1 pseudogene is annotated in these 1,130 nt (G+C 50.6%); it reads left to right on the top strand.

What is annotated here, in order from left to right:
- A pseudogene (locus tag KVT36_RS31505) lies at positions 1 to 1,130 on the top strand (beta-eliminating lyase-related protein); the annotation flags it as partial.

Genomic DNA, 1,130 nt, shown 5'->3' with positions numbered 1-1,130 from the left:
TGCACACCCGCGAGCAGCACATTAAACGCGAAAAAGCTACTTCCAACATCTGTACCGCCCAGGCATTGCTGGCCAATATGGCCGCCATGTATGCAGTGTTCCATGGCCCGCAGGGCTTAGAGCGCATTGCTACCCGCACAGCGCTGCTGGCCAATGCCATAGCAGAAAAGCTGCAGGCCAAAGGCATCACCGTACAGCACAAACACTTCTTTGATACCCTGGTAGTAAAAGCATCTGCTGAAAGCATCAAACCAAAAGCAGAACAGGCAGGCATTAACTTCCGCTACTTTGGCGCTGATACCATTGGTATTGCGCTGGATGAAACTACTACCATCCGGGATGTGAACGACATTCTGCAGCTATTTGATGCCGGCCAGGTAACCGCTAAGACCATTACTGCAAAAGCAGCGGCTATACCGGCTTCCCTGGCACGTACCTCTCCTTACCTGCTGCACCCGGTGTTTAACACGCACCACAGCGAAACAGAGATGATGCGTTACATCAAAATGCTGGAGAACAAAGATCTTTCTTTGAACACCTCCATGATCTCACTGGGGTCCTGCACCATGAAGCTGAATGCTGCTACGGAAATGATACCCCTTAGCTGGGCGCACTGGAGCAAGATCCATCCTTTTGCACCTAAAGATCAAACGGGCGGTTACAAACAGATCACAGAGGAGCTGAGCGAATACCTTTGCCAGATCACCGGTTTTGATGCCTGCAGCCTGCAGCCCAACAGTGGCGCCCAGGGCGAGTATGCCGGTTTACTGGTGATACGCGCTTATCACGAAAGCCGTAATGAAGGCCATCGCAACATCATGCTCATTCCCATTTCTGCACACGGTACCAACCCCGCATCTGCAGTAATGGCGGGCTTTAAGGTAGTAGTAGTAAAAGCCCTGGAAAATGGTTATATAGATGTAGATGATCTGAAAGCCAAAGCACAGGCGCATGCCAATGACCTGGCAGGTATCATGATCACCTACCCTTCTACCTACGGCGTGTATGAAGAAAGTGTAAAAGACATTTGCAATACTATTCACGAATACGGCGGACAGGTATCGATGGATGGCGCCAACATGAACGAGCAGGTGGGCTTAACAGCACCGAGCTTAATTGGTGCTGTTGTA

The organism is Chitinophaga sp. GbtcB8, from assembly GCF_019091455.1.
In the GTDB taxonomy this organism is placed as follows: domain Bacteria; phylum Bacteroidota; class Bacteroidia; order Chitinophagales; family Chitinophagaceae; genus Chitinophaga.
This window is presented reverse-complemented; position numbering and strand designations above follow the sequence as displayed.